Source organism: Maritalea porphyrae (assembly GCF_030159895.1).
Taxonomy (GTDB): domain Bacteria; phylum Pseudomonadota; class Alphaproteobacteria; order Rhizobiales; family Devosiaceae; genus Maritalea; species Maritalea porphyrae.
The window spans coordinates 613,303-635,797 of sequence record NZ_BSNI01000002.1; the positions used below are offsets into that span (position 1 = coordinate 613,303).

General features: G+C 50.6%; 22 protein-coding genes. 13 read left to right on the forward strand and 9 right to left on the reverse strand.

The genetic code is table 11. The features are described 5' to 3' along the window. The first annotated feature begins 74 nt into the window (after positions 1 to 74). Together QQL65_RS06505 and QQL65_RS06510 are read left to right on the forward strand one after the other, a co-directional pair. Positions 75 to 971, forward strand: coding sequence for a LysR family transcriptional regulator (locus QQL65_RS06505; protein ID WP_284362922.1), 897 nt, complete (start codon positions 75 to 77; stop codon positions 969 to 971). Between the two features lie 7 nt (positions 972 to 978). Next, the gene (locus QQL65_RS06510; RefSeq protein WP_284362923.1) at positions 979 to 1,428 is read left to right on the forward strand and encodes a MaoC/PaaZ C-terminal domain-containing protein; all 450 of its coding nucleotides are present in this window, start codon (positions 979 to 981) and stop codon (positions 1,426 to 1,428) included. Here the strand turns inward: QQL65_RS06510 and QQL65_RS06515 are convergent, their stop codons facing one another. Next, a complete protein-coding gene (locus QQL65_RS06515) occupies positions 1,429 to 3,756 on the reverse strand; it encodes a hypothetical protein (protein ID WP_284362924.1) in 2,328 nt (775 codons plus the stop codon). Between the two features lie 60 nt (positions 3,757 to 3,816). Next, positions 3,817 to 5,022 (reverse strand): citrate synthase family protein, encoded by a 1,206-nt coding sequence (locus QQL65_RS06520; RefSeq protein ID WP_284362926.1) that lies wholly within the window; start codon positions 5,020 to 5,022, stop codon positions 3,817 to 3,819. A 60-nt stretch (positions 5,023 to 5,082) separates the two neighbouring features. On the opposite strand from QQL65_RS06520, the gene QQL65_RS06525 reads away from it, so the two are divergent. Beyond that, complete coding sequence (locus QQL65_RS06525; protein ID WP_284362927.1) at positions 5,083 to 6,471, forward strand: CoA transferase; 1,389 nt, start codon at positions 5,083 to 5,085, stop codon at positions 6,469 to 6,471. On the opposite strand, the gene QQL65_RS06530 is transcribed toward QQL65_RS06525, so the two are convergent. After that, positions 6,468 to 6,602, reverse strand: a complete 135-nt coding sequence (locus QQL65_RS06530) for a hypothetical protein (protein WP_284362929.1) — start codon at positions 6,600 to 6,602, stop codon at positions 6,468 to 6,470. The two genes, QQL65_RS06525 and QQL65_RS06530, sit on opposite strands and share 4 nt — an antisense overlap. Positions 6,603 to 6,616: 14 nt before the next feature. On the opposite strand from QQL65_RS06530, the gene QQL65_RS06535 reads away from it, so the two are divergent. Continuing rightward, positions 6,617 to 7,486, forward strand: coding sequence for an NAD(P)-dependent oxidoreductase (locus tag QQL65_RS06535; protein ID WP_284362930.1), 870 nt, complete (start codon positions 6,617 to 6,619; stop codon positions 7,484 to 7,486). A 12-nt stretch (positions 7,487 to 7,498) separates the two neighbouring features. Here the strand turns inward: QQL65_RS06535 and QQL65_RS06540 are convergent, their stop codons facing one another. Next, a complete protein-coding gene (locus QQL65_RS06540) occupies positions 7,499 to 9,118 on the reverse strand; it encodes a GGDEF domain-containing protein (RefSeq protein ID WP_284362931.1) in 1,620 nt (539 codons plus the stop codon). Positions 9,119 to 9,305: 187 nt separating this feature from the next. Here QQL65_RS06540 and QQL65_RS06545 point away from each other — a divergent pair, with 187 nt between their 5' ends. The 5 genes from QQL65_RS06545 (at position 9,306) to QQL65_RS06565 (ending at position 14,331) form a co-directional block, all read left to right on the forward strand. Beyond that, positions 9,306 to 10,460 carry a patatin-like phospholipase family protein gene (locus QQL65_RS06545; RefSeq protein ID WP_284362934.1) on the forward strand — a complete coding sequence of 385 codons (1,155 nt, stop codon included), beginning with the start codon at positions 9,306 to 9,308 and terminating at the stop codon, positions 10,458 to 10,460. A gap of 148 nt (positions 10,461 to 10,608) precedes the next feature. Then, entirely contained in the window at positions 10,609 to 11,805 is a 1,197-nt protein-coding gene (gene cpaB / locus QQL65_RS06550) for a Flp pilus assembly protein CpaB (RefSeq protein ID WP_284362936.1), read from the forward strand. Between the two features lie 120 nt (positions 11,806 to 11,925). Next, positions 11,926 to 13,371: a type II and III secretion system protein family protein gene (locus QQL65_RS06555; protein ID WP_284362937.1), complete on the forward strand. Its 1,446-nt coding sequence runs from the start codon at positions 11,926 to 11,928 to the stop codon at positions 13,369 to 13,371. Then, complete coding sequence (locus QQL65_RS06560; protein ID WP_284362939.1) at positions 13,368 to 13,616, forward strand: hypothetical protein; 249 nt, start codon at positions 13,368 to 13,370, stop codon at positions 13,614 to 13,616. Before QQL65_RS06555 ends, QQL65_RS06560 begins: the two co-directional genes overlap by 4 nt. 187 nt (positions 13,617 to 13,803) lie before the next feature. Continuing rightward, on the forward strand, positions 13,804 to 14,331 hold the full coding sequence (locus QQL65_RS06565) for a tetratricopeptide repeat protein (protein WP_284362940.1): 528 nt from the start codon (positions 13,804 to 13,806) through the stop codon (positions 14,329 to 14,331). A gap of 44 nt (positions 14,332 to 14,375) precedes the next feature. On the opposite strand, the gene QQL65_RS06570 is transcribed toward QQL65_RS06565, so the two are convergent. The 5 genes from QQL65_RS06570 to QQL65_RS06590 are packed head-to-tail and all read right to left on the reverse strand — an operon-like array spanning position 14,376 to position 18,862. Continuing rightward, entirely contained in the window at positions 14,376 to 15,410 is a 1,035-nt protein-coding gene (locus QQL65_RS06570; RefSeq protein WP_284362941.1) for a YeiH family protein, read from the reverse strand. Positions 15,411 to 15,450: 40 nt separating this feature from the next. Then, complete coding sequence (locus QQL65_RS06575) at positions 15,451 to 16,449, reverse strand: Ldh family oxidoreductase (RefSeq protein WP_284362942.1); 999 nt, start codon at positions 16,447 to 16,449, stop codon at positions 15,451 to 15,453. Further along, positions 16,442 to 17,380, reverse strand: coding sequence for a hydroxyacid dehydrogenase (locus QQL65_RS06580; protein ID WP_284362944.1), 939 nt, complete (start codon positions 17,378 to 17,380; stop codon positions 16,442 to 16,444). The genes QQL65_RS06575 and QQL65_RS06580 overlap by 8 nt, the downstream gene beginning before the upstream one ends. Before the next feature lie 5 nt (positions 17,381 to 17,385). Then, the gene (locus QQL65_RS06585; RefSeq protein WP_284362945.1) at positions 17,386 to 18,567 is read right to left on the reverse strand and encodes a UxaA family hydrolase; all 1,182 of its coding nucleotides are present in this window, start codon (positions 18,565 to 18,567) and stop codon (positions 17,386 to 17,388) included. A gap of 7 nt (positions 18,568 to 18,574) precedes the next feature. Further along, positions 18,575 to 18,862: a UxaA family hydrolase gene (locus QQL65_RS06590; RefSeq protein WP_284362946.1), complete on the reverse strand. Its 288-nt coding sequence runs from the start codon at positions 18,860 to 18,862 to the stop codon at positions 18,575 to 18,577. Positions 18,863 to 18,985: 123 nt separating this feature from the next. Between QQL65_RS06590 and QQL65_RS06595 the strand changes: the two genes are divergently transcribed. The 4 genes from QQL65_RS06595 (at position 18,986) to QQL65_RS06610 (ending at position 22,466) form a co-directional block, all read left to right on the forward strand. Beyond that, a complete protein-coding gene (locus QQL65_RS06595; protein WP_284362947.1) occupies positions 18,986 to 19,684 on the forward strand; it encodes a GntR family transcriptional regulator in 699 nt (232 codons plus the stop codon). 16 nt (positions 19,685 to 19,700) lie between these two features. Continuing rightward, positions 19,701 to 20,474 carry a DeoR/GlpR family DNA-binding transcription regulator gene (locus QQL65_RS06600; protein ID WP_284362948.1) on the forward strand — a complete coding sequence of 258 codons (774 nt, stop codon included), beginning with the start codon at positions 19,701 to 19,703 and terminating at the stop codon, positions 20,472 to 20,474. Positions 20,475 to 20,598: 124 nt separating this feature from the next. Then, on the forward strand, positions 20,599 to 21,177 hold the full coding sequence (locus QQL65_RS06605) for a TRAP transporter small permease (RefSeq protein WP_284362950.1): 579 nt from the start codon (positions 20,599 to 20,601) through the stop codon (positions 21,175 to 21,177). After that, positions 21,177 to 22,466 carry a TRAP transporter large permease gene (locus QQL65_RS06610; RefSeq protein ID WP_284362951.1) on the forward strand — a complete coding sequence of 430 codons (1,290 nt, stop codon included), beginning with the start codon at positions 21,177 to 21,179 and terminating at the stop codon, positions 22,464 to 22,466. Before QQL65_RS06605 ends, QQL65_RS06610 begins: the two co-directional genes overlap by 1 nt. Positions 22,467 to 22,495 lie beyond the last annotated feature (29 nt).

The following is a 22,495-nucleotide window of genomic DNA, read 5'->3' on the forward strand; positions in this document are numbered from 1 at the left end:
CAATAATCAAACAAGCAAAATCATTGTGCAAAAATGCACTGGTTAAAGTATAGCATATCTGGCAATATTTGCCCATGCGAAACAATTGGGATGATTTTCGGTTTTTTCTCGCCGTGGCACGCCACGGGACCTTGTCGCGAGCGGGTAGCTATTTGGGCGTCGACCATGCAACTGTGGGCCGCCGGATCACGGCATTAGAGGAAGGGCTTGGTGTACCCCTGTTCCATCGTTCGCCACAGGGCTATAGCCCAACGGACCAAGGGTACAAAATGTTGCCGCTGGCGGAACAGCTTGAAAGCGACGCGATGCGGGTGTTTGATGAGGTGGCAGGCGCGTCAACAAGCCTAACCGGTTCAGTGCGTATTGCGACGCATGTGGGTATCGCTTCGTTTCTTCTGGCAGAAAGTGCTGCCGCGCTTTGCAGACTGCATCCTGGTTTAGAAGTGCAATTGCTGGCCGTGCCGCGTTCATTCTCAATGTCCAAGCGCGAGGCTGATTTGGTGCTTACAGGTACGCGGCCGCAAACGGGACGCGTAAAAATCAAAAAACTAGCCACTTACCCGCTCCACATTTACGGCGAACGCAATTATGTGGCGCGCAATCAGCCAATCAAGCACAAGAAAGATCTCTCCAAATTGCGCGGCATTGGCTATGTTCCCGATATGATTTTTGATAAAGAACTCGACTATATCCCAAGCGTTGACCCAAGCTTAAAAGCCCACCTCACCTCAACCAGCCTTCACGTGCAATTGCAGATGGCATTGGCAGGCGCAGGGGTGTGCATCTTGCCCGATTATATCGCTCGAAACTATGACACCTTGGTGCCTGTACTTGATGATGCGATCGAGCTTGAACGAGAGCTTTGGCTCACAGTGCCAGAAGATTTTGCGCACCTGACGCGCATCCGAACAATTGTTGATTTCATTAGCGAGGACGTTGTGTCACGCATTAAATCAACCAACAAAATATGAGCATGACATGACCAAGACACGTTACTTCGAAGACATTCAAATTGGCGAGAAGATTAGGACAAGCACTTTCGATCTAACCGCGGAAAAAGTGCATGAATTCGCATCCGAATACGATCCGCAATTTATCCATGTGGACGAGGACGCTGCAAAAGAGGGGCCCTTTGGCACCATCATCGCTTCGGGTTGGCAGACCTTGTCAGCATCTATGCGCTTAATGGCGCTTGAAAAACCCTTCGGCAGTAATCCGCTTATCGGTATGCGCATTGACGAACTCAAGTTTGCAAAACCCGTGTATCCAAACACCACAATCTATGTGGATGCAGAAGTGATAAGCCTAAAAAAATCGACGAACGGCGAGCGCGGATATGTCGGGATACGGCTGGAAACGAAAAACAAGGCGAATGATGAAATTGTCGCTTCGCAAGTTTGGACAGCGCTAGTGCCGTGTAACCCCTAATTATCTTCCAAACCCCGGCGTCTGCCATGGATGGCCAGGTGGATAAAGCCATTGGCGAGAGTATGGCTGATGTAACAACCCCAATATTCCATTTGGTTTGCAGAAATCCAACGGCGCCGGACCACCGCCAGCATTAGGCGGAATGGGCATTTGTGCATCGCAAAACGCGCGACATTCAGACAATTTCGGATCAATTTGATCCGGCGTACATGCAACGGGCGAATAGCCACTGGTGCCTTGCCAAAAAGCGCGGGCCTTTTGCCGCCAAACGCTAAGCTCTGTGGGCTCTGTCGATAGCGCGGCGGCTTCTCTTGCTAGGCGTTCAATGCGCTCGCTCAGAATGGTGCGGCGCTCGAGTTCTATTTCGGAAAGTGGCGCGGCCATTTCACCAGTGTGAATCAAAGGCGGTTTGGGTTCAAAAAATGGCCCATTGTGTTGGATAATCGCGCCTGTTTCCGTGTTGGTATAGATTTGGATTTTCTTTTCCGACAATCTATCTTCAAGAGCCTGCAGTTCAACAATCGCGTTTGCCATCATCTCCGCATTGGTTTGCAGTTGCGCCACACGACTCGATGAATTAGCGGGATCATTTTGCTCCAGCACGCGAAGCACGAGTTTTTGCAAGATATTGGCGTTGCTCGCCGCAGTCGCTTGTACATCGCATCGCGCGTAACAATAGCCCAACGATCGGGTGGGAGCGTAATCGCGTACGGACCTACATTCGTCACGCCAGAGTGAAACTTGAATTCTGCATTGCTCGGCTTCCTCGTCACCAAGTTTGAAACAGACATCATCTAAGTCAAACTCACATACTCCATCTGGATCTCGCATCTGGCCGGTAGCAATTGCTTTTTCTCGCTGTGCGATTAACGCCTCGGGCGACGTATCAAATGGAAGAGTTATCCGGCCTTCCCCAGCATTGGTGTTGGGCGGGATCGTCTCTAGTGGCAAAACCGGATTGTCTGTCGCCGGAATTGGCAAGCTAGGAATGTGAACACTGCCGCTTTCTGGACCGGTTTTTGGTGGCACGGGTAGCGGCAATTGCTCAAATGGCAGAGGCTCAATTGGCAGCGGATCGAAAGCGGGTGGCGCGATAGGAAGCGGCAAATCGATAGCGCCCTGCTCGACGTTGGGTACCTCAGGTTCATCAATGAACTCTTGGGTGACCTTTGGTTTTTCGCGACATAGCTTTGCGTTGCAGTCGATGAGTGCATCCATTGCCGCATCTCGTTCAGCACGGGCATCGCGGACCGATTTCTCCAACTCCCGCAATTCTTTGAACTTCGCCGCGCTTCCACCGGGCAACCGTTGAGCCGCTTGGCTGAGCGCTAAATCTGCGGGCATTAGAAAACGCTCAAGATGTTGGTCAGCTAGTCTCGTCCATCGCAAACATTCGCCATATTCCGTCAGCTCCATGCCATGAGGGATGTCGATGTCGTTGGAACGAACAAGGTCAATTAGCTGGTCAATTTCTTCGCCAACATGTTGCACCATGTCGGCCGGCAACCCCACTATTGTCTCAAGCCCGGCCTTAAGCTCTTCGATTTTTCTTGCTCGTGCGCGTACTTCACGAGGCGGAATAATGTTGCCGAAGCCATCAAATACGATGATTTCATTTCCATCCTCATCCAGGATTGGACGGTCGGGATCAAGCGAGGGGTCGCCTTCTTCAAACCCAGTGGGCGGCAGAGGCTCTTCTTCATCAAACGCTTCTGGGTGATAGTAACTTGAACGATTGTTGGGCAAGCGGGTTGCCGATTTGCACGCACGCTCCTTTCGATCAAGTAGATATTCGTACACCCCATATGCCTGCGCATATGTTTGCAACGCGTTGTCGTATGCTTGTTTTGTTGGACCAGCCGCAATTGGCTTGATGCCTTCCCAGAGGGCTTGTTCGTTGTCTTGTTTGAAGAGCGACAGATTTCGGATTGCTAGCGACAAACGAGCGTCTGCCGCATTCATTTTATCATAGAGTTTTTCGCATTCAGGGCATTGCGCAATCAGCACGGGTGAGGTTGTGTCAGGGTCGAAAATGCTCTTGTCGAGTTGTCGAGCGCAGCGTTTTCGACAGTCCGTTTGTTCTTGAATGAATCGATCTCGGACTATTGATATTTCGCGAATCTCACGCGCTAAGATCAAGGGGTCGTTGGTGAAACGAGATGTGCTTTCCCGGCCACCGCCCACGACAAATTTCAGTTTCGCTTGCCGCTCTGCAATCTGTAAATCCATCGCTTCAATCGCGTTTGAATTGTCCGCGCAAGAGCAAGCAAATGCGCCCAAGGTCGAGCCAACAACAAAACAAAGTGTCATAAAGACTAGCCTGACCATGCTCCCCTCCCACAATAAGAGCCGCACTCAACAGTATATCGCGGCGCAAGAATTGCCAAATCATGCGTTGGCAGCAGTGACTTTGTGGCGTTTGCCAGCGTAGATTGCTCTAGGGCGGATCAGTTTCCCTTTCTTTCGTTGTTCAAATATATGCGCCATCCACCCAGCCATCCGACCTAAGGCAAAAAGACCAAGCCCACTCCCGACCGGCAAGCCGAGATGCTCTTCCACAAGCGCCAATCCAAAGTCCAACGATGGAGTCTTGCCGGTTTTTTCAAACACTGAAGTTTTTAGCGAAATCCAATCCGATGGCGAACCACAGACATCAATTAGAGCGAGTGCTCTGGGATCCCCATTCGGATAAAAGGGGTGCCCAAAGCCGGGCGGTGTTTGGCCGCTCGCAAGAATGGGTGGTTCTTCGCCGTTCATTTGCGACATTTGGGCGGTCTCTTTCCACTCACGCGCCAAAGTGGTCATGCCGCCATGTGCATCACCGGTAAGCGTAGTAACACCTGCAAGCAGTGATGCAGGCAAATTTGCCTTTGCAGACGCAGCGACGCGCGCAGCGTAAGCCGATGCATTTAATTCATGATCAGCACACAGAATGAGCGCCTGATTCAAAATATCGTCGCCGTGCTTGGCAATGTGCCAGTGCTTCGCCAACAGTTCAGCGATATCGTAATCCATGTAGTCTTCGACGGTTCCAGCGATCACCATAGCCGATTGGCGCAATAATCGGCGGGCCGTTTGTACGCGGCCTGCAGAGCCCAGTGTCGCGGCTTCATGGGTCAACATCGCCATCAACCTATTTATCGGAGGCCAGTCTTGATTAATTTGTTGCAAAACGTACCTGTTGACTTCAGGAGGTGGAGCCCGAAATGCTTCGCCAAGCAGCAACTCAAAAATCTGTTCGAATTTGAATGACTTTGCCAAATCCACCGCATTTTGACCGCGATAAAAAACTTGCTCGTCTGCAATCTCGGTGATTGAAGATTTCAGAACCGGCTCTCCCCAGCTGATAGTTGAAGCAGCCACCGCGCTGCGCGAGCGGCCAGTTTTCTTTTTGCACAGCAATTTTTCAAAATCGTGACGATGATAAAGACTGCGGCGACCATCTTGTGGGTGGGCAATCTTGCGGATTATCCCACGGCTAACATAGGCATACAGCGTGTCTGGAGATATCTGCAATTGCGTGCAGACTTCTTTGGCTTCCATCGAGTAGGGCGAATTGTGCGGGGCATTTTTCATATTGATTATATTGATCAAGATTGACCGCCGCGTAAAGGCTTGTTTTGTTGTGTGCAAACTGAACGAAGGAACGAGTTCATGCACTTCACCAAAGAGATATTTGCGAGCCTTGGTCTGAGCGCGCCGCATGAAGGAGGTGCAGTTAGGATTATAAATCAAGAAAAGTTGCCCAGCTTTTTTGCCGTTTCAGAATTGGCAGCCAGTTCATTTCTCGCGTTTGGCGAGGCGTTAAAGGCACTTCTGGTATCGCACAAGTTGGCGATGCCCCCCACATTGGAAGTTGACCAGCGTCTCGCTTCACTTTGGTTTGGTACAAGCCTAAACCTTGTGGAGGGTTCTCAACCTAATCCATGGGATGCAATTGCAGGAGATTATCAATGTGCCGACGGATGGATCAGGCTACATACCAACGCGTCGCATCACAAAACAGCGGCGCTCAATGTGCTTGGTGTTCCGCAGAACCGTGAATTGGTTGCAAGGGCAGTCAAAAAATGGGACGCGCGAGCGCTCGAAAGTGCCATTGTGGATGCTGGGGGATGTGCGGCGCAAATGCGATCTCTGCGCGATTGGCAAGAACACCCCCAGGGCAGGGCCGTTGCCGCCGAACCCTTAGTTGATTTTAAGGTTTCGCAGTTTGAGGGCAATTGCCCGTTTTCAATCCAAAACAAGAAAGCACCGCTCGAAGGTTTGCGTGTTTTGGACATAACACGCGTCATTGCCGGTCCGGTGACCACGCGCATACTTGCAGGATATGGCGCAACAGTTCTTCGTATTGATCCTGAGGATTGGGAAGAGCCTGGCCTTTATGAAGACCTCACCATCGGGAAAAACTGTGCGCACCTTGATCTCAAGTCGAACTCCGGTCGAAAACAGTTCGAACAATTGCTGAAAGACGCGCATGTATTGGTGCATGGCTTGCGTGCCGACGCGCTGGAGAAACTGGGATATTCGCGTGATCAGTTACACGCCATCAATCCAAACCTTGTGGATGTCGCACACAATGCTTACGGCTGGACAGGTCCGTGGAAAAACCGACGTGGTTTTGACAGCCTCGTGCAAATGAGCGCTGGCATCGCTGATTTTGGGATGAAGTCATCAGACGCAAAAGTGCCCGTGCCACTACCTGTGCAAGCGCTTGATCATGCAACGGGCTATTTGATGGCCGCGGCAACGCTGGCTGCCCTCAAGCGACAAAAACATGACGGCGGTGCCATTTCAGCGCGCACGTCTTTGGCGCGCGTCGCGCACTTGTTAGCGCAATCAGCATCACCGCAAAAACAGGGCGCCACAATTGCGGCTGATGAGCATGACTTCTCCAAGGCGATCGAGATGACCCATTGCGGTCCAGCAAAGCGCCTTCATTCCCCAATCAATTTGAATGGAATTGAACAAAGCTGGAAAAGTGAAGCTGGGCCGCTCCGTTCTGCGCCCGCAATGTGGCCGACCAACGAATCGGACATCACCTAAATCGTTCCGTTTGTAAGGGCGGTACAGTTTATTGCGTTGCGCGTCACTTCTTCGCAAGCGTGGCCTTGCTCAAGAAGCTGCAATTTGAAATGATCCGCAGCAAAGCCAAATGGCATTTCATCTCGGGTCATAAAGGAGAACGCGCATGAGCAAAATCGCTTGGATTGGTTTAGGGGTCATGGGCGGGCCGATGGCAGGTCATCTCCAAAAAGCAGGCCACGACGTAACAGTTTACAATCGCACGACCAGTCGCGCTGAAGAATGGGTTGAGCAATATGGTGGCAGCATGGCGCTAACACCTGCTCAAGCCGCAAAAAACTGCGATTTTGTATTCGCTTGTGTCGGCAATGATGACGATCTGCGTGCTGTAACGATTGGTGAAAATGGCGCGTTTGGCTCTATGAAAGACGGCGCTATTTTTGTTGATCACACAACTGCGAGCGCGGCAGTTGCACGTGAGCTTTATGCCGATGCGCAATCGCGCGGTTTTGGTTTTATTGATGCGCCAGTCTCGGGTGGTCAAGCGGGTGCCGAAAACGGTGTGCTTACTGTGATGTGTGGTGGGGACGAAGAGGTCTTCGAAAAAGCCGTCCCCATCATCGATATCTTTGCACGGTCTTGCAAGTTGTTAGGTGATCCTGGCGCCGGGCAACTGACAAAAATGGTCAACCAGATTTGCATTGCCGGTGTCGTCCAAGGGTTGGCAGAAGGTATGAATTTTGCCCAGCGTGCTGGCCTTGATGGTGATGCTGTGTTGGACGTGATTTCAAAAGGTGCCGCAGGGTCGTGGCAGATGGAAAATCGCGGATCGACAATGCTCAAAGATGAATTTGATTTTGGATTTGCAGTCGATTGGATGCGTAAAGATTTGGGCATGTGTCTTGCAGAAGCGGACCGTAATGGCGCGTCCTTGCCACTTACTGCGTTGGTTGATCAGTTCTATAAAGAGATTCAAGCCATGGGCGGAAACCGCTGGGACACGTCAAGCCTTATGCGCAGGCTTACACGCGACTAGTTTTTGCAACAATCAAGCCCAGCCAACAGCGTTGCCTGGGTTTGCAAATGCCTCCACAAGGTCGCGACCGCTGGTTTTGGCCTGATAGAGCCGAGAATCCGCAACCGCAAACACGTCCAATGTGCTGCGCCCCTCTTCTGAAGTCGCAACGCCCGCACTGACGGTTACGACAAGCTCGTCCACGAGCGAGCTCCAGTCCCAACCGCCGATATGTTTGCGAATGCGCTCACAGACGATGCGCGCTCGTTCCTGGGATGCGCTGGGCAACAAAATTGCAAATTCCTCGCCCCCAATCCGTGTAACCAAATCTTCAGCGCGACAATGCTCTTGCATTATGTCCGCCACATGTCGAAGAACGTCATCCCCCACAAGGTGAGAAAAATTGTCGTTGATCGCTTTGAAATGATCTAGATCCAAGATGGCGATTGCAAATTTCGCATTTGGATCAGTTTCAAGTTGCAGAAGCCTTTGGTCGAACGCTCGCCTATTTCCCAAACCGGTCAGTGCATCCTGATGCGCTTCTTTTGTCATTTTCTCAGCATGTACATTTGCGCGCTGCAATTGGTCACGCATGACTTTGACATTGCTTTTATATTCAGCCATCCGGTCCTGCCAGTATGCGCGCCGAGCTAATGACCGCTTAAACTGGCATTGATATTGTTTGTATGCTTTAAGCGCAGCCTCAAAGTCACGATCTGCCTCGTAGGCTTCAGCGACCCTTCGGTGCGCGTTCATCACATTATCCGCGTCAGGGTTTTCTTTTGCCGCCTCAAGTGCGTCCAACCCAAATTGAATCGCAGCTTTGGTGTTGCCAGAACGGTTTGCAACCTCGCTACACGTGTAAAGGTAGTGCACCGCACCAACGTCCATTAACCCCTTTGGCAGTTCCTTCACTTTCGCAAGCAATTGTTCGGCAAAGGCAAACTTGCCGCGCACAGCCGCGAATTCGGCCGCATTGCAAAGACTCACAAAGTGATACCAGCTTTGCTTTGATTCTTCAGCCGCCGCCACGGCCTGTTCCGTCCACATTAGCGCGATATGAAAATGGTCCTGGTGGGCTTGGGTTTCACCTTGTTCTAGGGCGTGTTCGGCACATCGTGAATGGAGGAAGCCGTGGTGAACGGGCAGCACAACACGTAACGATTCAAAATTGTGCTCGTCTTGAATGTCCTGAATTTGCTCAAGCAAATGTGTCGCTTTTTCAAAGTTTGATGCCAGAATAAACACAATTGCTTGCACATCGAACGCGCGCGCTTTCAACTCTAAGTTTTCCGACCGGTTGGCCCACTTTATTACTTTTGCTGCTTCACCATATGCATCATCTGTTAGGCCAACCTGAAGCAATACGCGAGCATGGATAAGCTGCGCATAAGCCAGAAGCTCGTCGTTTTGAAATTGGGAAAACAACGCGAGCGCTTCATGGATAGCATCCAATGCCAGCTTGGGTTTGTGCAGCCAGCGATAGGAACGGGAAACCTCAATGCCGCAACGCGCAATCAACTCCACCTCTCCAAGATCCTTGGAAAGTTGCAATGCTTCAAGATCGCTGCGCAGTGCCATTTGCGGCTCACCGTCCATATAGTATTGGAAAGCGCGATCTAGTTTTTCTTCAATTTCAACTCGTGTGGTCATTCGGCGATAATGCCCATCATGTCGGTACTATCGCGAGAGTTTACCCCAACTTAGTTAACCGTATGTCGCCAAGTATTGGCACGCAAATATCAAAGTCGTGCAAAGCAATTTCTATCGTGCTGAACTTTGTTTGAGATCAATTCTGAGCGCCTTTTGTTTTGCTAGTTTTGTCTAGTTGGTGAGATAGATGGAACATGGCGTGCAGTTAGTTGTTAGATGTAAAGTACTAGTATTATTAGTTTTATTGTCGTTGTCCGTTACAGGATGCGGCCCGACGCGCACCTTGTATAGCTTTCAAATGAGCGAAAACGGGCGCGTTCCCCAAATTGAAGACGTTCGGGTTTGGGCTGATGACCAAGAAGCTATCTTTAAAGCTTTGCGCACTTCGCCTATTACCAAGCGATCTAAGTCGTTCAACGTACTCGCCTTGTCAGGTGGAGGCAGCGAGGGAGCTTTTGGAGCCGGGTTTCTCACTGGCTGGAGCAAAAATGGCGGCAGACCGCAGTTTGATATTGTAACGGGAACGAGCGTAGGCGCACTTATCGCTCCATTTGCCTTTTTGGGCAAAGATTATGATCCGTATTTGGAACGAATGTTCACCAAGGAGCAGACGAACAAATTGATCCGCATTGCCGGCCTCGACGCTCTTTTTGGGTCGGCCGTGTTTTCCAACAGGCCACTCGCAAAAATGGTGGATCGGTATATTGACGACGACCTACTTGCTCAAATTGCAACAGAGCACAACAAGGGTCGACTTTTGCTGGTGTTGACCACCAATATTGATACTCAGCGAACCGCGATTTGGAATATGGGTGCGATTGCCGCGAGTGATCACAAGGACAAAAAAGCGCTGTTCCACCAGGTGCTTCTGGCGTCGGTTAGTGTGCCGGGTCTCTTGCCGCCACAGCTCATCGAAGTGCAGTCTGGTAATACAAAATTCAAAGAAATGCATGTCGATGGTGGTGTTTCCGGAAATGCTATGCTGATCCCAGAGGCAATGCTTGCTTCGTCGGTTTCGCCCAAACTAAGGACTAAACCAAGACTATATTTGCTGATGAACGGCAAGATCGATCGAGAATTTCGCTTAGTGGCACCCTCAAAGATAGAGATATTGGAACGCTCGTTCGGCACGGCGATTAAAATTAGTACGCGCAACACCATACGTTCAAGCGCCCAATTTGCGCGCGCCAATGGGTGGCAAATTCTTGTTGCAGCCCTCGATGCTAACTACCCCGTGCCAAAGCAAGAAGGTGGACTTAAGCAAGAAGTCTTGCGTCCTTTGTTTGCAGAGGGCGTGCAAAATGGCCAAGGCGGTAGGGGGTGGAAAGAGCTCGATTTTTGAACGTGAAAGAGCGCCCAATTTGGTTAACTAAATGGCAACGACTTCATTTCCCTTTTAATCGTTTTTAGAACCAACCAGTGATTTCTCTATCGTAGACTGTTTCGATCGAGGAATTTGCTGGATCACCTATGCGTGGTTGGCGAAAAAAGTGGAAGAGGGTCAATTGCACCGCCGCATTGTAACGCCACCTATAAAGATGGATGAGGACTTTGTACCTGAAACCGTCGAGGCTGACGGATCAGCACCTGATCTTGTTCCTGAAGTTGAAGTGCATCCCGAACCGGACAAATCACCACTTGAAGTTGTGAAGCCAGAGTTGGACGAGGGCTCGCCAACTGGGAAAGAACGTCGCAGCGGCGATCGTCGCAAAGCGCAGGATCCGAATTACACTGGACCCGAGCGTCGCAAGGGTGATCGGCGCTCAATGGATCGGCTACGGAATGATTTGCATTGGCAATTGGCACCAGAAGTCGAGAACAAAATCTTGCGCGGCATGGGGTTCAAAGGCAGTGCAAGGTCGAAATTCAAACCAGCAAGATTGGTGTTGTTGGCAATTGCGCTATTTGCCGGCGGGCTCGCCGCATTCTTGGTGACGCAGCGCGCGCCCCAGCCTGTCGCCGAACAGCCTATGATCGAAGAAGCCGCTCCTGTCGTTGAAATCTTGCCGCAAATCTTGGTGGCGAAGCAAACGATTAGCACCGGCCAACGCATAAGCGCTGATCAAGTGCAATGGCAGGACTGGCCGACAGATCTTATGCGCGATGACTTTATAACTATTGAAAACAGTCCTGAAGCAATCGCGGAGCTAGACGGCACGCTGACGCGCTTTGAATTTTTTGAAGGCGAACCAATACGAGAACAAAAACTGGCGCGCGGCGTCGGTGGATACCTTTCCGCTGTGATCAATCAAGGCATGCGCGGTGTTTCCGTATCTGTCGATGGTCAAGCGGCATCTGGTGGGTTCATTGTACCCAATGATCGCGTCGATGTTGTGCTAACGCGCGAAGCGCCGCAGGGTTTGATTTCTGAAACAGTTTTGCGAAATGTGCGTGTACTTGCGATTAATGCGCGGGTTGGTGAACTCGGTGACACAGGCGTGCAAGCTGGGCGCGAAGAACTACAAGCCGAAATGCTGGATGATAACGTCATTGCAACGTTGGAACTTGACCCGGCGGAAGCGGAGATCATTGTCGGCGCTACAAGCCTTGGCACATTTGCATTGGTTTTGCGTTCTATGGCTGACTTCAAGCAGAACAAGAGCGCCATGCGCAGTGGGATCAATCAGAATATTCGACTAACAAGTCCATTCTGGAATCCACCAAAAGACGGCAGCGCGCTTTATTGACGATTTGGAAAGTATATTTCTTGAATTGTCTGCCGCCAATTTGATGTTAAGTCGATATTGACGTTGGATTGCTAGCATTCCTGACAAGAGTAGCAATAGTATCAAATAGAGTAGCGTACATTGTCAGTAGCAACAAAGAGCCTGATCTGGTGGGATGTTTTGATCTGCAAACAACTATGTTTGTTCGGCCGAAAACTAGCCGTAACTTTCATGTTGTTCGTTTCAACGCTTTTGGCTTTTGCCGGTACAGCGTCCGCCCAATCCATCAATTATGATCTGAGTACCACTTCCGTGTTACGGATAAATTTGCCGATATCCCAGGCGGTTACGGTCGTGGTTTCTGATCCGGTTGCTAAGATTGTTAGTGCAGATCCAAAAATCGCAGAAGCTCAACCGATCACCGACAAATCTTTGTACCTAGTTGCGCGCTCGTTTGGCACGACAACAGTAAACCTGTTTGCCGAGGACGGAACCCCTGTAGGTTTAGTTGCGGTTGAAATCAGCGCAGATGTTGGTGATATGACCAGATCCATTCGCGCCGCAATTCCCAATTCAAAAGTGAAAGTGCACACCATAAACGGTCGGATTCGTGTCTCCGGCACGGTGCCAGATGCATACTCGATGCAAAAAGTGCTCGAAATTGTCGATCAATATGGCAGCCCCGCAGTGATCAATACAATGACACTAAGTGGCGGTCAGCAAGTCAATCTAGAGGTGCGCATTCTTGAAGCAGAACGATCTGCAGGCAGAGAGCTTGGTATCAAGTGGGGCGGCAGCGTTGGCGGTGTAACCACGAGCATCGGCAACAATGGCATCGATAGTCCAGCCGCGTCCGCTACATCTTTCTCCTCCTTTGTCGCTACAGTTTTGTCCGGCGGCGTCGGCACCAATTTGAGTGCAACCATAAATGCACTTGAATCTAAGCGTCTCGTTCGCACGCTGGCAGAACCCAACTTGACCACCCTTTCAGGGATCAAGGCCAGTTTCCTTGCCGGCGGGCAGGTGCCTATTCGGGTGCGCGATACTGATGGATCAACGACACTTGAATATCGTGACTTTGGTGTCCGCCTAGTGTTCACACCTGTTGTGATGGAAGACGACCGGATCCAAATCCATCTTACGCCTGAGGTTAGCAATATTGGTAGTTTCACAACGGCCGGCGATCCGATTTTCAACACGCGCAATTTAGATGCAACTGTCGAGTTGCGTGATGGACAGAGTTTTTCGGTTGCAGGACTGCTGCAAAACAACACCAACTTGTCGCAGGATCAACTCCCGTGGATCGGCAATGTGCCGGTACTTGGTTCCTTGTTTAAGTCCTCCGGCTACAAGAAAAACGACACAGAACTAGTTGTTATCGTGACACCGCGATTGGTGCAGCCGACGGTGCCAGGTCAAGTATTGGCCTCGCCGCTTGAGAATAGCTTGCCCGCCAATGATTTTGAGTTCTTTGCGCTTGGTAAAATGGAAGTCACACCAAAAATGATAAAGGGTTTCCGCAAAGGTGCTGGCGTTGTCGGTGCTTATGGATACGTCATCGACTTGGGTGAGGAGAGCACAAATTGACCGATCAAAGATCAAGCATCAAATTGCTCTCTTCTCTATGCGTTCTTATGCTTGCCGCATCGCTTGGTGGGTGCATGTATGATTATAGTCAGCACACGGATCGCGTTTCACAAAATGCTGGCGAAGCCATCAAAGCCAACATGGCAATGACAACAACCGATCCATCTTCATCGTCAATGAACGACACCACGGGACTGGGTGAAAATGGGCGTGTTGTGCCTGAGCCTGAAAGCGCCGAAGAGTAGAAGTCGACTGAGGGCCAGATCGTTTAGTAGGCTCCACATTTCCACTCTAATCGTTTAAGCCCGTGTTAAGTCTAGTTGCAAGTAGTCTGCGTACATTTACCAAGTCTAATCAGCCCTCTGCCTAAACTGATCTCAGAAATAGCGAACGAGATAATCGCTCGCTGGGTAGAGCTTCGGGGCAACAAACATGTTTGTAGATATTCTGAAAAACTTGCGCTTGCATTTTATGCTGATCTTAGGTCTGGCTTTGATGCTTTCAGGTTGCACGACAGCGGGTTTAACCGGATCGAGCGCCTTTGGCGGTAAACGCCTTGAAGTCGCTGACATTTCAGACAAAGGCAGCTACACAGCGGCTGGCGCGCTCAGAGAAGCTCAAGGCCATTTCCGAAACAACAATTTTGGCTATTCTGCGGCCTTTTATAAGCGAGCAGTTGAGTTGGCACCAAAGGACCCAAAAGGTTATGTCGGTTTAGGCGCATCTTATGACATGTTGGGCCGGTTTGAATTGGCGGATCGTGTATACAAAGCAATGCACAAGCTTACCGGTGGCACCGCGCAATACTACAACAATGTTGGCTATTCGCAGATGCTGCGTGGCAATCTAAGTGCGGCTTACACAAATTTCAAAAAAGCCCAGGCGCTGGACCCAGATAGCGTTGTTACGGCAAACAATCTTCAGCTTCTAGCGGATGCGGCATCTTCCATAAGCGCTTAGAAATTGGCCGCCACATCGAATATGTGTGCGACCCAATAGATTGTTTAACCTATCCACAGCGTGCCGAAATAGATGAACGCGGCGATGAATAATGTTTGTAGGCAAACAAGGATAATGGACTGAATTGGGATTTCGCTTAAGCGTTTCAATTCAGTCTTCACGCCAACAGCAGCGATTGCGACGAGCATCGCCCATCGAGAAACATTTGCCGCCGCTTCTTGAACCTGCGTCGGTAACCATCCAAGTGAATTTGCAATTACCAGAGCGGCGAAGCCGACAATGAACCCCGGAACAAGTGGGGGTGTTTTCCCCATGTCGTCGGAACTTAGTTTTAACTGGCTCATCGCCACACCAAGAACCAGCACAATCGGCGCAAGTAATGAAACACGTAACAGCTTAACCGTCGTTGCCGTTTCGCCGGCCGCATCAGAAATCGAAAATCCAGCCCCAACCACCTGCGCTACATCATGAATGGTTCCACCAAGAAATATCCCAGCTTGATGATCGTCAAAACCCAATAGGTTGATTGCGATCGGATAGGCGATCATCGCTAGGGTGCTCAACAAAGTGACACTGAAAACAGTGAAACTGAGATTGCGTTCTGTGTATTCATTGCGGGGTAAGATGGCAGAAATTGCAAGTGCGGCAGATGCGCCACAGATTGAGACCGCGCCGCCCGTTAGTATCGCAAGACGCCACCCGCGCCCAAGCAAACGTGCCAGCAAAAAACTTATAGCAATTGTTGCCGTCAACGCAGCGACAATAAGCACAAGAACTTCAAACCCAAGCGCAACGAAAATATCGAATGATATACGCGCACCCAGCAATGCAACACCTAAGCGCAGAACGGTTTTGGCGGAAAAGGCAACACCTGCCGTCGCCTTTGATCCTTCATCTGCGAGCGGATGAACCGCTAGGCCAAGTAGGAGCGACATTAGCATAGCCGGGGCACCATAATGCTCCGACAAGAACTGTGCAGCTAAAGCGATTAGGCCACACAGCAAAAGACCAGGTGCAAGTGCACGAAGATTATCCGCACTGATTGTTACAGCGAAGCGGCGGAACGGGTCCAAAAGCATGAATATCGCTTTCATATCGAAGGTGAGGTGCAAAAGACCATCAACTTAACGCTTTGATCTCGTCAAGCAAGTGCGAAGCTATTGATATACCTTTGGTCATCGCTGCATTGCGCGCGGCAAGTTTGTTTCCGCCGGGCAATCGAGTGCCATCTTGTTGAAGAATTTCACTGATCAGATTTTCGATCCGGTCAAAATAGCTTCGTGAAGTTGCAAGCATTGGGTTTAGCACAATCAACGTGTGCCCGATGCCGGGTGGCGCGCCTTCGGCATCAAAGAATGAAGTGGCTTCATAAGAATGGTTGGCGCCAACTAGAGTTGCAGAAAGCACTTCGACCATTAAGGCAAGAGCTGCGCCTTTTGCATCCCCTGCTGGCACCATTGTACCTTTCAATGCTTCATTAGGATCAGTGGTTGGCTGACCATTTGCATCTAGAGCCCAACCTTCAGGTATGGATTCGCCCGCTTTGGCAGCGGCCATGACTTTGCCGCGGGCAACTTTGGACAATGACAAATCGACAACAAGCAGCCCGTTGTTTACACGCGGTGCGGCAAATGCGATCGGGTTTGTCCCAAAAAGCGGTTTGGCACCGCCCCAAGGCGCCATAGCTTTGGGCGAATTTGAGACCATAATGGCCAAATAGCCGCGCTCTGCAACGCGTTCCACATGTGCACCAAGTTGCCCGCAATGGTGTGACCGAAAAATGCCAGCAAATGCTATGCCTGTCTTATCGACCAACTGGCATGTTGCTTCGATCGCAGCATCAATTGCGGGAAAGGCAAATCCATTGCGTGCGTCGACAATCACGCTTGCTTCAAAGGCTTTTTTTACCGACGGCAATGCATTGCCATCAACCTTGCCTGATTTTGCTTGCGCAGCATATGAAGCAACGCGAGAAAACCCGTGCCCTTTTTGACCATCGATTTCTGCCCCTACAAGTGCTTTTGCCACAATGGTGGCAATTTGTGGGGCGACATCGTTTTTTTCTAGTGCGCGGCAAATCAAGTTTTGTGCGTCATCTATGGAAAGAATTTCACCCATGTTTGGCCTCACTTAGTGCAGCCTTCACATTCGCAACGGTAAGTGCGCTGACGCGCTCATTCCCTTCAGCTGTAACGCCTGCAATATGTGGTGTGAGGATCAGATTTGGACAATTCGCAAATCGGGCGCCAGCGGCGCGATCTAACGGTTCATGCTCAAACACATCAAGTGCTGCACCAGCAATTTTGTTGCTTTTGAGCGCGGCAATTAGAGACGGTTCATTGACAATGCCGCCGCGCGCCGTGTTGATCAAAATCGCATTCGATTTCATGATCCGCAATTCGGTCGCATCTATCATGTTGCGGGTTTTTTCAGTCAATGGAACATGAAGACTAACGATGTCTGAGGTGCGTAACAATTGGTCGATTTCAAGGTTGTCCACGTCTGTCCATGCGGCATCGCTGGACGGCAAAAACGGATCATATGCCGCCACCCGCATGCCCAGCGACAGCGCGCGCTTTGCTACTTGCTGCGCAATGGTGCCGAATCCCAGAAGGCCGAGTTGACGACCAAAGACCTCACCGCCATTACCAAGCTGTGCCCGAGGCCAATGACCTTCAATCATTTCCTCATTTGATGCGAAAGCGCCGCGCGTGAGTGAAAGAGCAGTGCAAATAACATATTCGGCGACGGAAATGGCATTTGCGCCCGTGGCCGGTAAGACAGCTATGCCCTTTTCTGTGCATGCAGGCACATCGATATTATCAAGGCCGACTCCCAATCGACCCACAGCCTTTAGCTTTGGCGCAGCAATCAGCAATTCAGCATCCACTTGCGTGCGATTGCGCACAATTATCGCATCGGCACTGGCCACTTCGCCAAGCAATGCGGTTCGGTCATCCACCAATTTAGGTTGATAATTTATGTTGAAACCGCTCCCAAATTCCTCAAGAGCGGCTTCATTCATGAACTCGGTCACAAGAACATTCATTGCGACTATGCCGAGCGATATAGTTTGGTCATCGAGAATTCGCGGTGCCCGAGCGCTTCAGCGGCGGTGTTGCGACCGTTTGCGGTCCGCGCAACCATGTCGATTAGCGCATCGCCAGCCTCGTCGATTGTCATTTCGCGACGCAAAATACCAGAGACGTCCAAATCCACATGTTCGCTCATGGTGCGCACAGTCCGCGGGTTGGCTGTGATTTTAATCACAGGCACGATTGGATTGCCGATAACATTGCCCTGTCCGGTCGGGAATGTATGGACAACGGCCCCGCCTGCCGCCATGAGCGTTACGCACTCCGCGGCTGCAGAGGACGAGTCCATAAAGTATAGGCCATTGCCACTTTTGGGGGCCTCAGCTGGCTCCAAAATTTCGATATATTTTGATGTGCGGCCAATCTTTTCGAGGTTGCCAAGCGCCTTCTCTTCAATGGTGGTCAAGCCACCTTCGATATTGCCTTTGGTGGGCTGACTGTCCGACAAATCGTCCGTTTGGTGCGCGAAAATCACATCGTCTTGATAGGCTTTCCACATTTTGTACCAACGCTCGCCAACTTCTTCGTTGATCGCCCGTTTTTGACAAATATGTTCTGCGCCTGTGATTTCAGATGTTTCACCAAAGAAGCCGTAAATGCCTTCAGGCAGAAGCTTGTCGTACATGTTGCCCACCGTGGGGCATGAACCTAAGCCTGTTGTGGTATCGCTCTCGCCGCATTTCGTTGAAATCCAAAGCTCGGAAAGCGGGCATTCTTCCCGCTGCAATTCAGTTGCGAAATGCACCATTTCTTTCGCGGCGCGGGACGCATCCATAATGGTTTTCAGATCACCATTTTGCTCAATAGAAAAGCCTTGCACTGGCTTGCCGGTTGCTGCGATGCCATCAACGACTTTTTGTGTCCAGCTCGGCTCAATGCCAATAACCACACAGGCGGCAACATTTGGGTTCGCACCTGTGCCGATAATTGTACGGAAATGGAGATCCAGGTCTTCACCAAATTGAAGGCGACCATAGGCGTGTGGAATGGCCAAAGTGCCTTTGATGTTGTTCGCTACTGCTTCGCACGCCGCGTTTGAGATGTCATCCAATGGCAGAATGACGACGTGATTGCGCACGCCAACACGGCCATTTTCGCGCCGATATCCCTGAACAGTTAAGTTTGAATAGTCCATGGTCATTGTGCACCTACCAGCGTTTCGTTTTGCAATTGTGGGTGTGCAAATGATCACCCTTTTTCACGTCGGCAATGATTTTGCCAATGTCTTCGCCATACTTAAAAGCGGTGTCGCCTGCCTTGAGGTCTTTCAGCGCGATCTTGTGGCCAATGGGCACAGCCGCGATTGATTCCAATTCAAATGTCGAATTGTCATGGGTTACGCAGCAAAGCATTTTTGTGTTTGCCTCAAGCCCTTCAACAACAACAACGCCAACATTGTCCTTGTGATCGTGCACCAGCAATTGGGGAATTGGCATAGCCGTTCCTTTCGATTTTGGAAATTGCAGCAACTTGTATATTTAATCTTATATAAGAGTCAATGTAAATCATTGAGCCCTGATTGCGCTTTGTGCTAAGGCAAACGAAACAGGAGACGTTGAGTGCACAAAAAGCTTTATCAAGCGGTGTTTGATGGAATCATTGAACGCATTGTGGGTGGCGAATATGGACCAGGCACCATGTTGCCCAACGAGTTTGATATCGCGGCCAACTTTGGCGTAAGCCAAGGAACAGCCCGAAAAGCCCTCATTGAACTTGAAAAAAAGCGCATAGTTGAACGTCGGCAGGGTAAAGGAACTTTCGTTACCTTACGTACGCCCGAAAATTCTTTATTTCATTTCTTTCGTTTGCGGGACAAGTCAGGCGCGCAAGTCGTGCCGGACTTGTCGTTCGAAGACGTGAAGCGCCGCGCCGCATCGACCAAGGAACGCGAACTGCTTAGTGGGGCACCGGATCAGGTTTTTGAGGTTCGGCGACTAAGAAGCTTTGACGGCACGCCGCTTGGGTTAGAGACCAGCATTGTCTCATGCGCACTTTTCCCAGGGCTTTTGGAACGAGCGCCTTTGCCAAATACTCTATATGTCTTGTTCCAGCAGGCCTATGCGTGTGCGATCATATCGGCACAGGATTCGCTGTCCGCGGGATTGGCACGTGAGGAGGCTGGCATATTGGGTGTAACACCAACGACCCCGGTTCTGGTGGCGCATCGGCAGGCATACGACCTGTTGGAACGGGTTGTTGAAATCCGTCACAGTGTGTTTCGGACGGACAAAGTAAATTACTCAGTAGCACTCAATTAGATAGGCGGGACAACTCATGAAACAGACGCGAAACGCTAGTGCTCGCCAACTCTCAATTCTTGGATATCTAAAAGACAATGGTCGTGCCTCTGTGGATGATCTGGCCGAGCTGTTTCAAACTACCCCGCAAACCATACGCAAAGACCTTACGGCGCTTGAGCAAGATAACCAAATCATCCGCTTTCATGGTGGCGCGTCACTTGTTGCGGGTAGTGAGTATTTGGGTGTCGACACGCGGCGTGAAATTGCACGTGAAGAGAAAGATAAAATCGGTCGTGCGATTGCCGGCCTGGTGCCCAACAATAGTGTGGTCATCATCAATGCTGGGACAACCACAGCGGCATCGATGCCATATTTTTCGAACCATTTGGGCCTGAAGGTTGTCACAGACTCAGTCTACATGGCGAACGGATTGCGTGAACATGTTGGTCTTGAAGTCATGATTCCCGCGGGCATCGTGCGTTCATCCGATGGTGTCGTACTTGGCGAGAGTGCTGTCGATTTCATTCGCCAATTCAGAGCAGACCTTGCTATCATCGGCTCTGCGGCGATCGCAAAAGACGGCGCTTTGCTTGACTATGATCTGCGTGAGGCCGCAGTTACAAAATCAATTATTGATTCTGCCCGCAGCGTAATTTTGGCGGCGGATAGTAAAAAGTTTGGCCAAAGCGCGCCAATAACTTTCGGGCATATTTCCCAAGTGAATACTTTGGTTACAGATAGCGGCATGAGCAAAGAGCTCAAAGCCCTGTGTGATGCACACAATGTGCAAGCACAGATCGCAAATTAGTTTCGGAAACGAAAATTGCGCTTGACTTAAGGCGCGAAATGCTACCAAATCGAAAATAACGAACGCATAAACGAACGTTCGAGTGCGAGTCGCGTTGTTGCGTTGAGCCAAAAGGGAGGACACTTTGGCTTACATCCTAAGACCGCTTTCAGCGGTCATAACGGCTTTGCTGGCTGTGGGCCGCGTGGTTGGTAGCATTGCTGTCGCCATCATGGTCATCGCCATCTTGATTCAAGTGTTTTTTCGTTACGGCTTGAATAATGCGTTGCCTTGGCCTGACGAGGCGGCGCGCTTCTGTATGCTTTGGATGACGGGCCTTATGGCGCCGATCGCCTATCGCAATGGCGGTTTTGTTGCCATCGATATGCTCCTCTATATGCTGCCGCGCATCGTCGCTGGGTTGCTTAGCCTTGTTCTCTTGTGTCTTTCAATGGTCGTGCTGGTCGTGGCCGTCCGGATCGGTTGGGGAGAAGTGACAGGATTTGGCGGCAAATTCACGACCGCCTCGCTCTACCTGCCCACATCGATAACTTTCGATAGTTGGTTTCGTTTGCCGCGCTCTTGGATGATGAGCGCACTTTTTGTCGGTGTTTGTCTTTTAAGTTTGGTGAACCTCGAACTGATCCTGAAGACAATTGTTGCGCTGTTCACAGGCAAGGATCTGCGCGAAGAACAGCACCCAATTGTTGAAGGGGCGAGTTAATGCTTATTTGGTTTCTGCCCGCATTCTTGATTTTGCTGCTTGTTGGGCTGCCGGTATTTTTTGCACTATTGGCCGCGCCTGGAATTCTGTTGTGGATGTCAGGACAAGAGCGCGACATCACCCTTCTTTACCGCAACGTGTACAATGGCATGGACAGCTTCCCGCTCATGGCCATTCCCTTCTTCATGCTTGCGGGCGAATTGATGAACCGAGGCGGCATTACCATGCGTCTGGTCGAGTTTTCGCAAGCGATGATGGGCCACTTGCGCGGAGGTCTTGCCCACGTCAACGTCCTCTCATCAATGTTGTTTGCCGGATTGTCGGGCTCAGCAGTCGCGGATACTTCGGCCCTTGGGTCGATGCTCATTCCTGCAATGGAAAAGCAAGGATATAGCCGTAAGTTTGCAGCAGCGATAACAGCAGCAAGTTCCGTTATTGGCCCAATCATTCCACCTTCAGGAATTATGATTATTTACGCCTATGTGATGGGTGAAAGCGTCGCGGCGCTATTTTTGGCCGGTATTGTTCCCGGCATTCTTGTCGGTGTTGGCCTGATGGTGATGGTCAAATTTATGGCCGACAAATATGACTTTCCAGTTGCGCGTGAAAAAGCGACCTGGGGTGAACGTGGGCAAGCTAGCCTTAAGGCGTTTTTTCCTCTTTTGACGCCTGTGATTATACTTGGCGGCATCTTGGCTGGGGTGTTCACGCCAACTGAAGCAGCAGCGGTTGCGGTGGCATATGCGTTGTTTATCGGGTTTTTTGTGATGCGCACACTCAAAGTGGGTGATGTCCCGGGAATTCTTCAACGTTCCGGCCTAACATCTGCTGTGGTGCTTTTGCTGGTCGGTGCCGCAATGGCGTTCAAAACCGTTGTGTCGCTTTCTCACGCCCCAGAACAATTGGCGGCTTTCATCTTAACCCTGTCTGAAAATCCCTTGATCTTGTTGTTCCTGATCAACCTGCTGTTGTTCATTGTCGGAATGTTCTTAGATGCCGGCCCTGCCATCATCATCTTGGGACCGATTCTTGGGCCAATATTTGTTGATTTGGGCATCGACCCAATTCACTTCGCAATCATCATGAGCGTCAACCTAACTGTCGGTTTGGCGACGCCGCCAATGGGGCTCGTGCTATTTGTTGCCTCTGCGGTTGCAAAAGAGCGCGTCGAAGCAATCGCGAAAGCCATTCTGCCATTTCTTGCTGTGGAGATTGTTGTGATTTTCCTAATCACCTATTTCCCTGCAATTTCAATGACAATCCCACGTTTGACTGGGTTTGCTAACTAAAATTTGAGTACCACTCGGGAGGAGAAAAT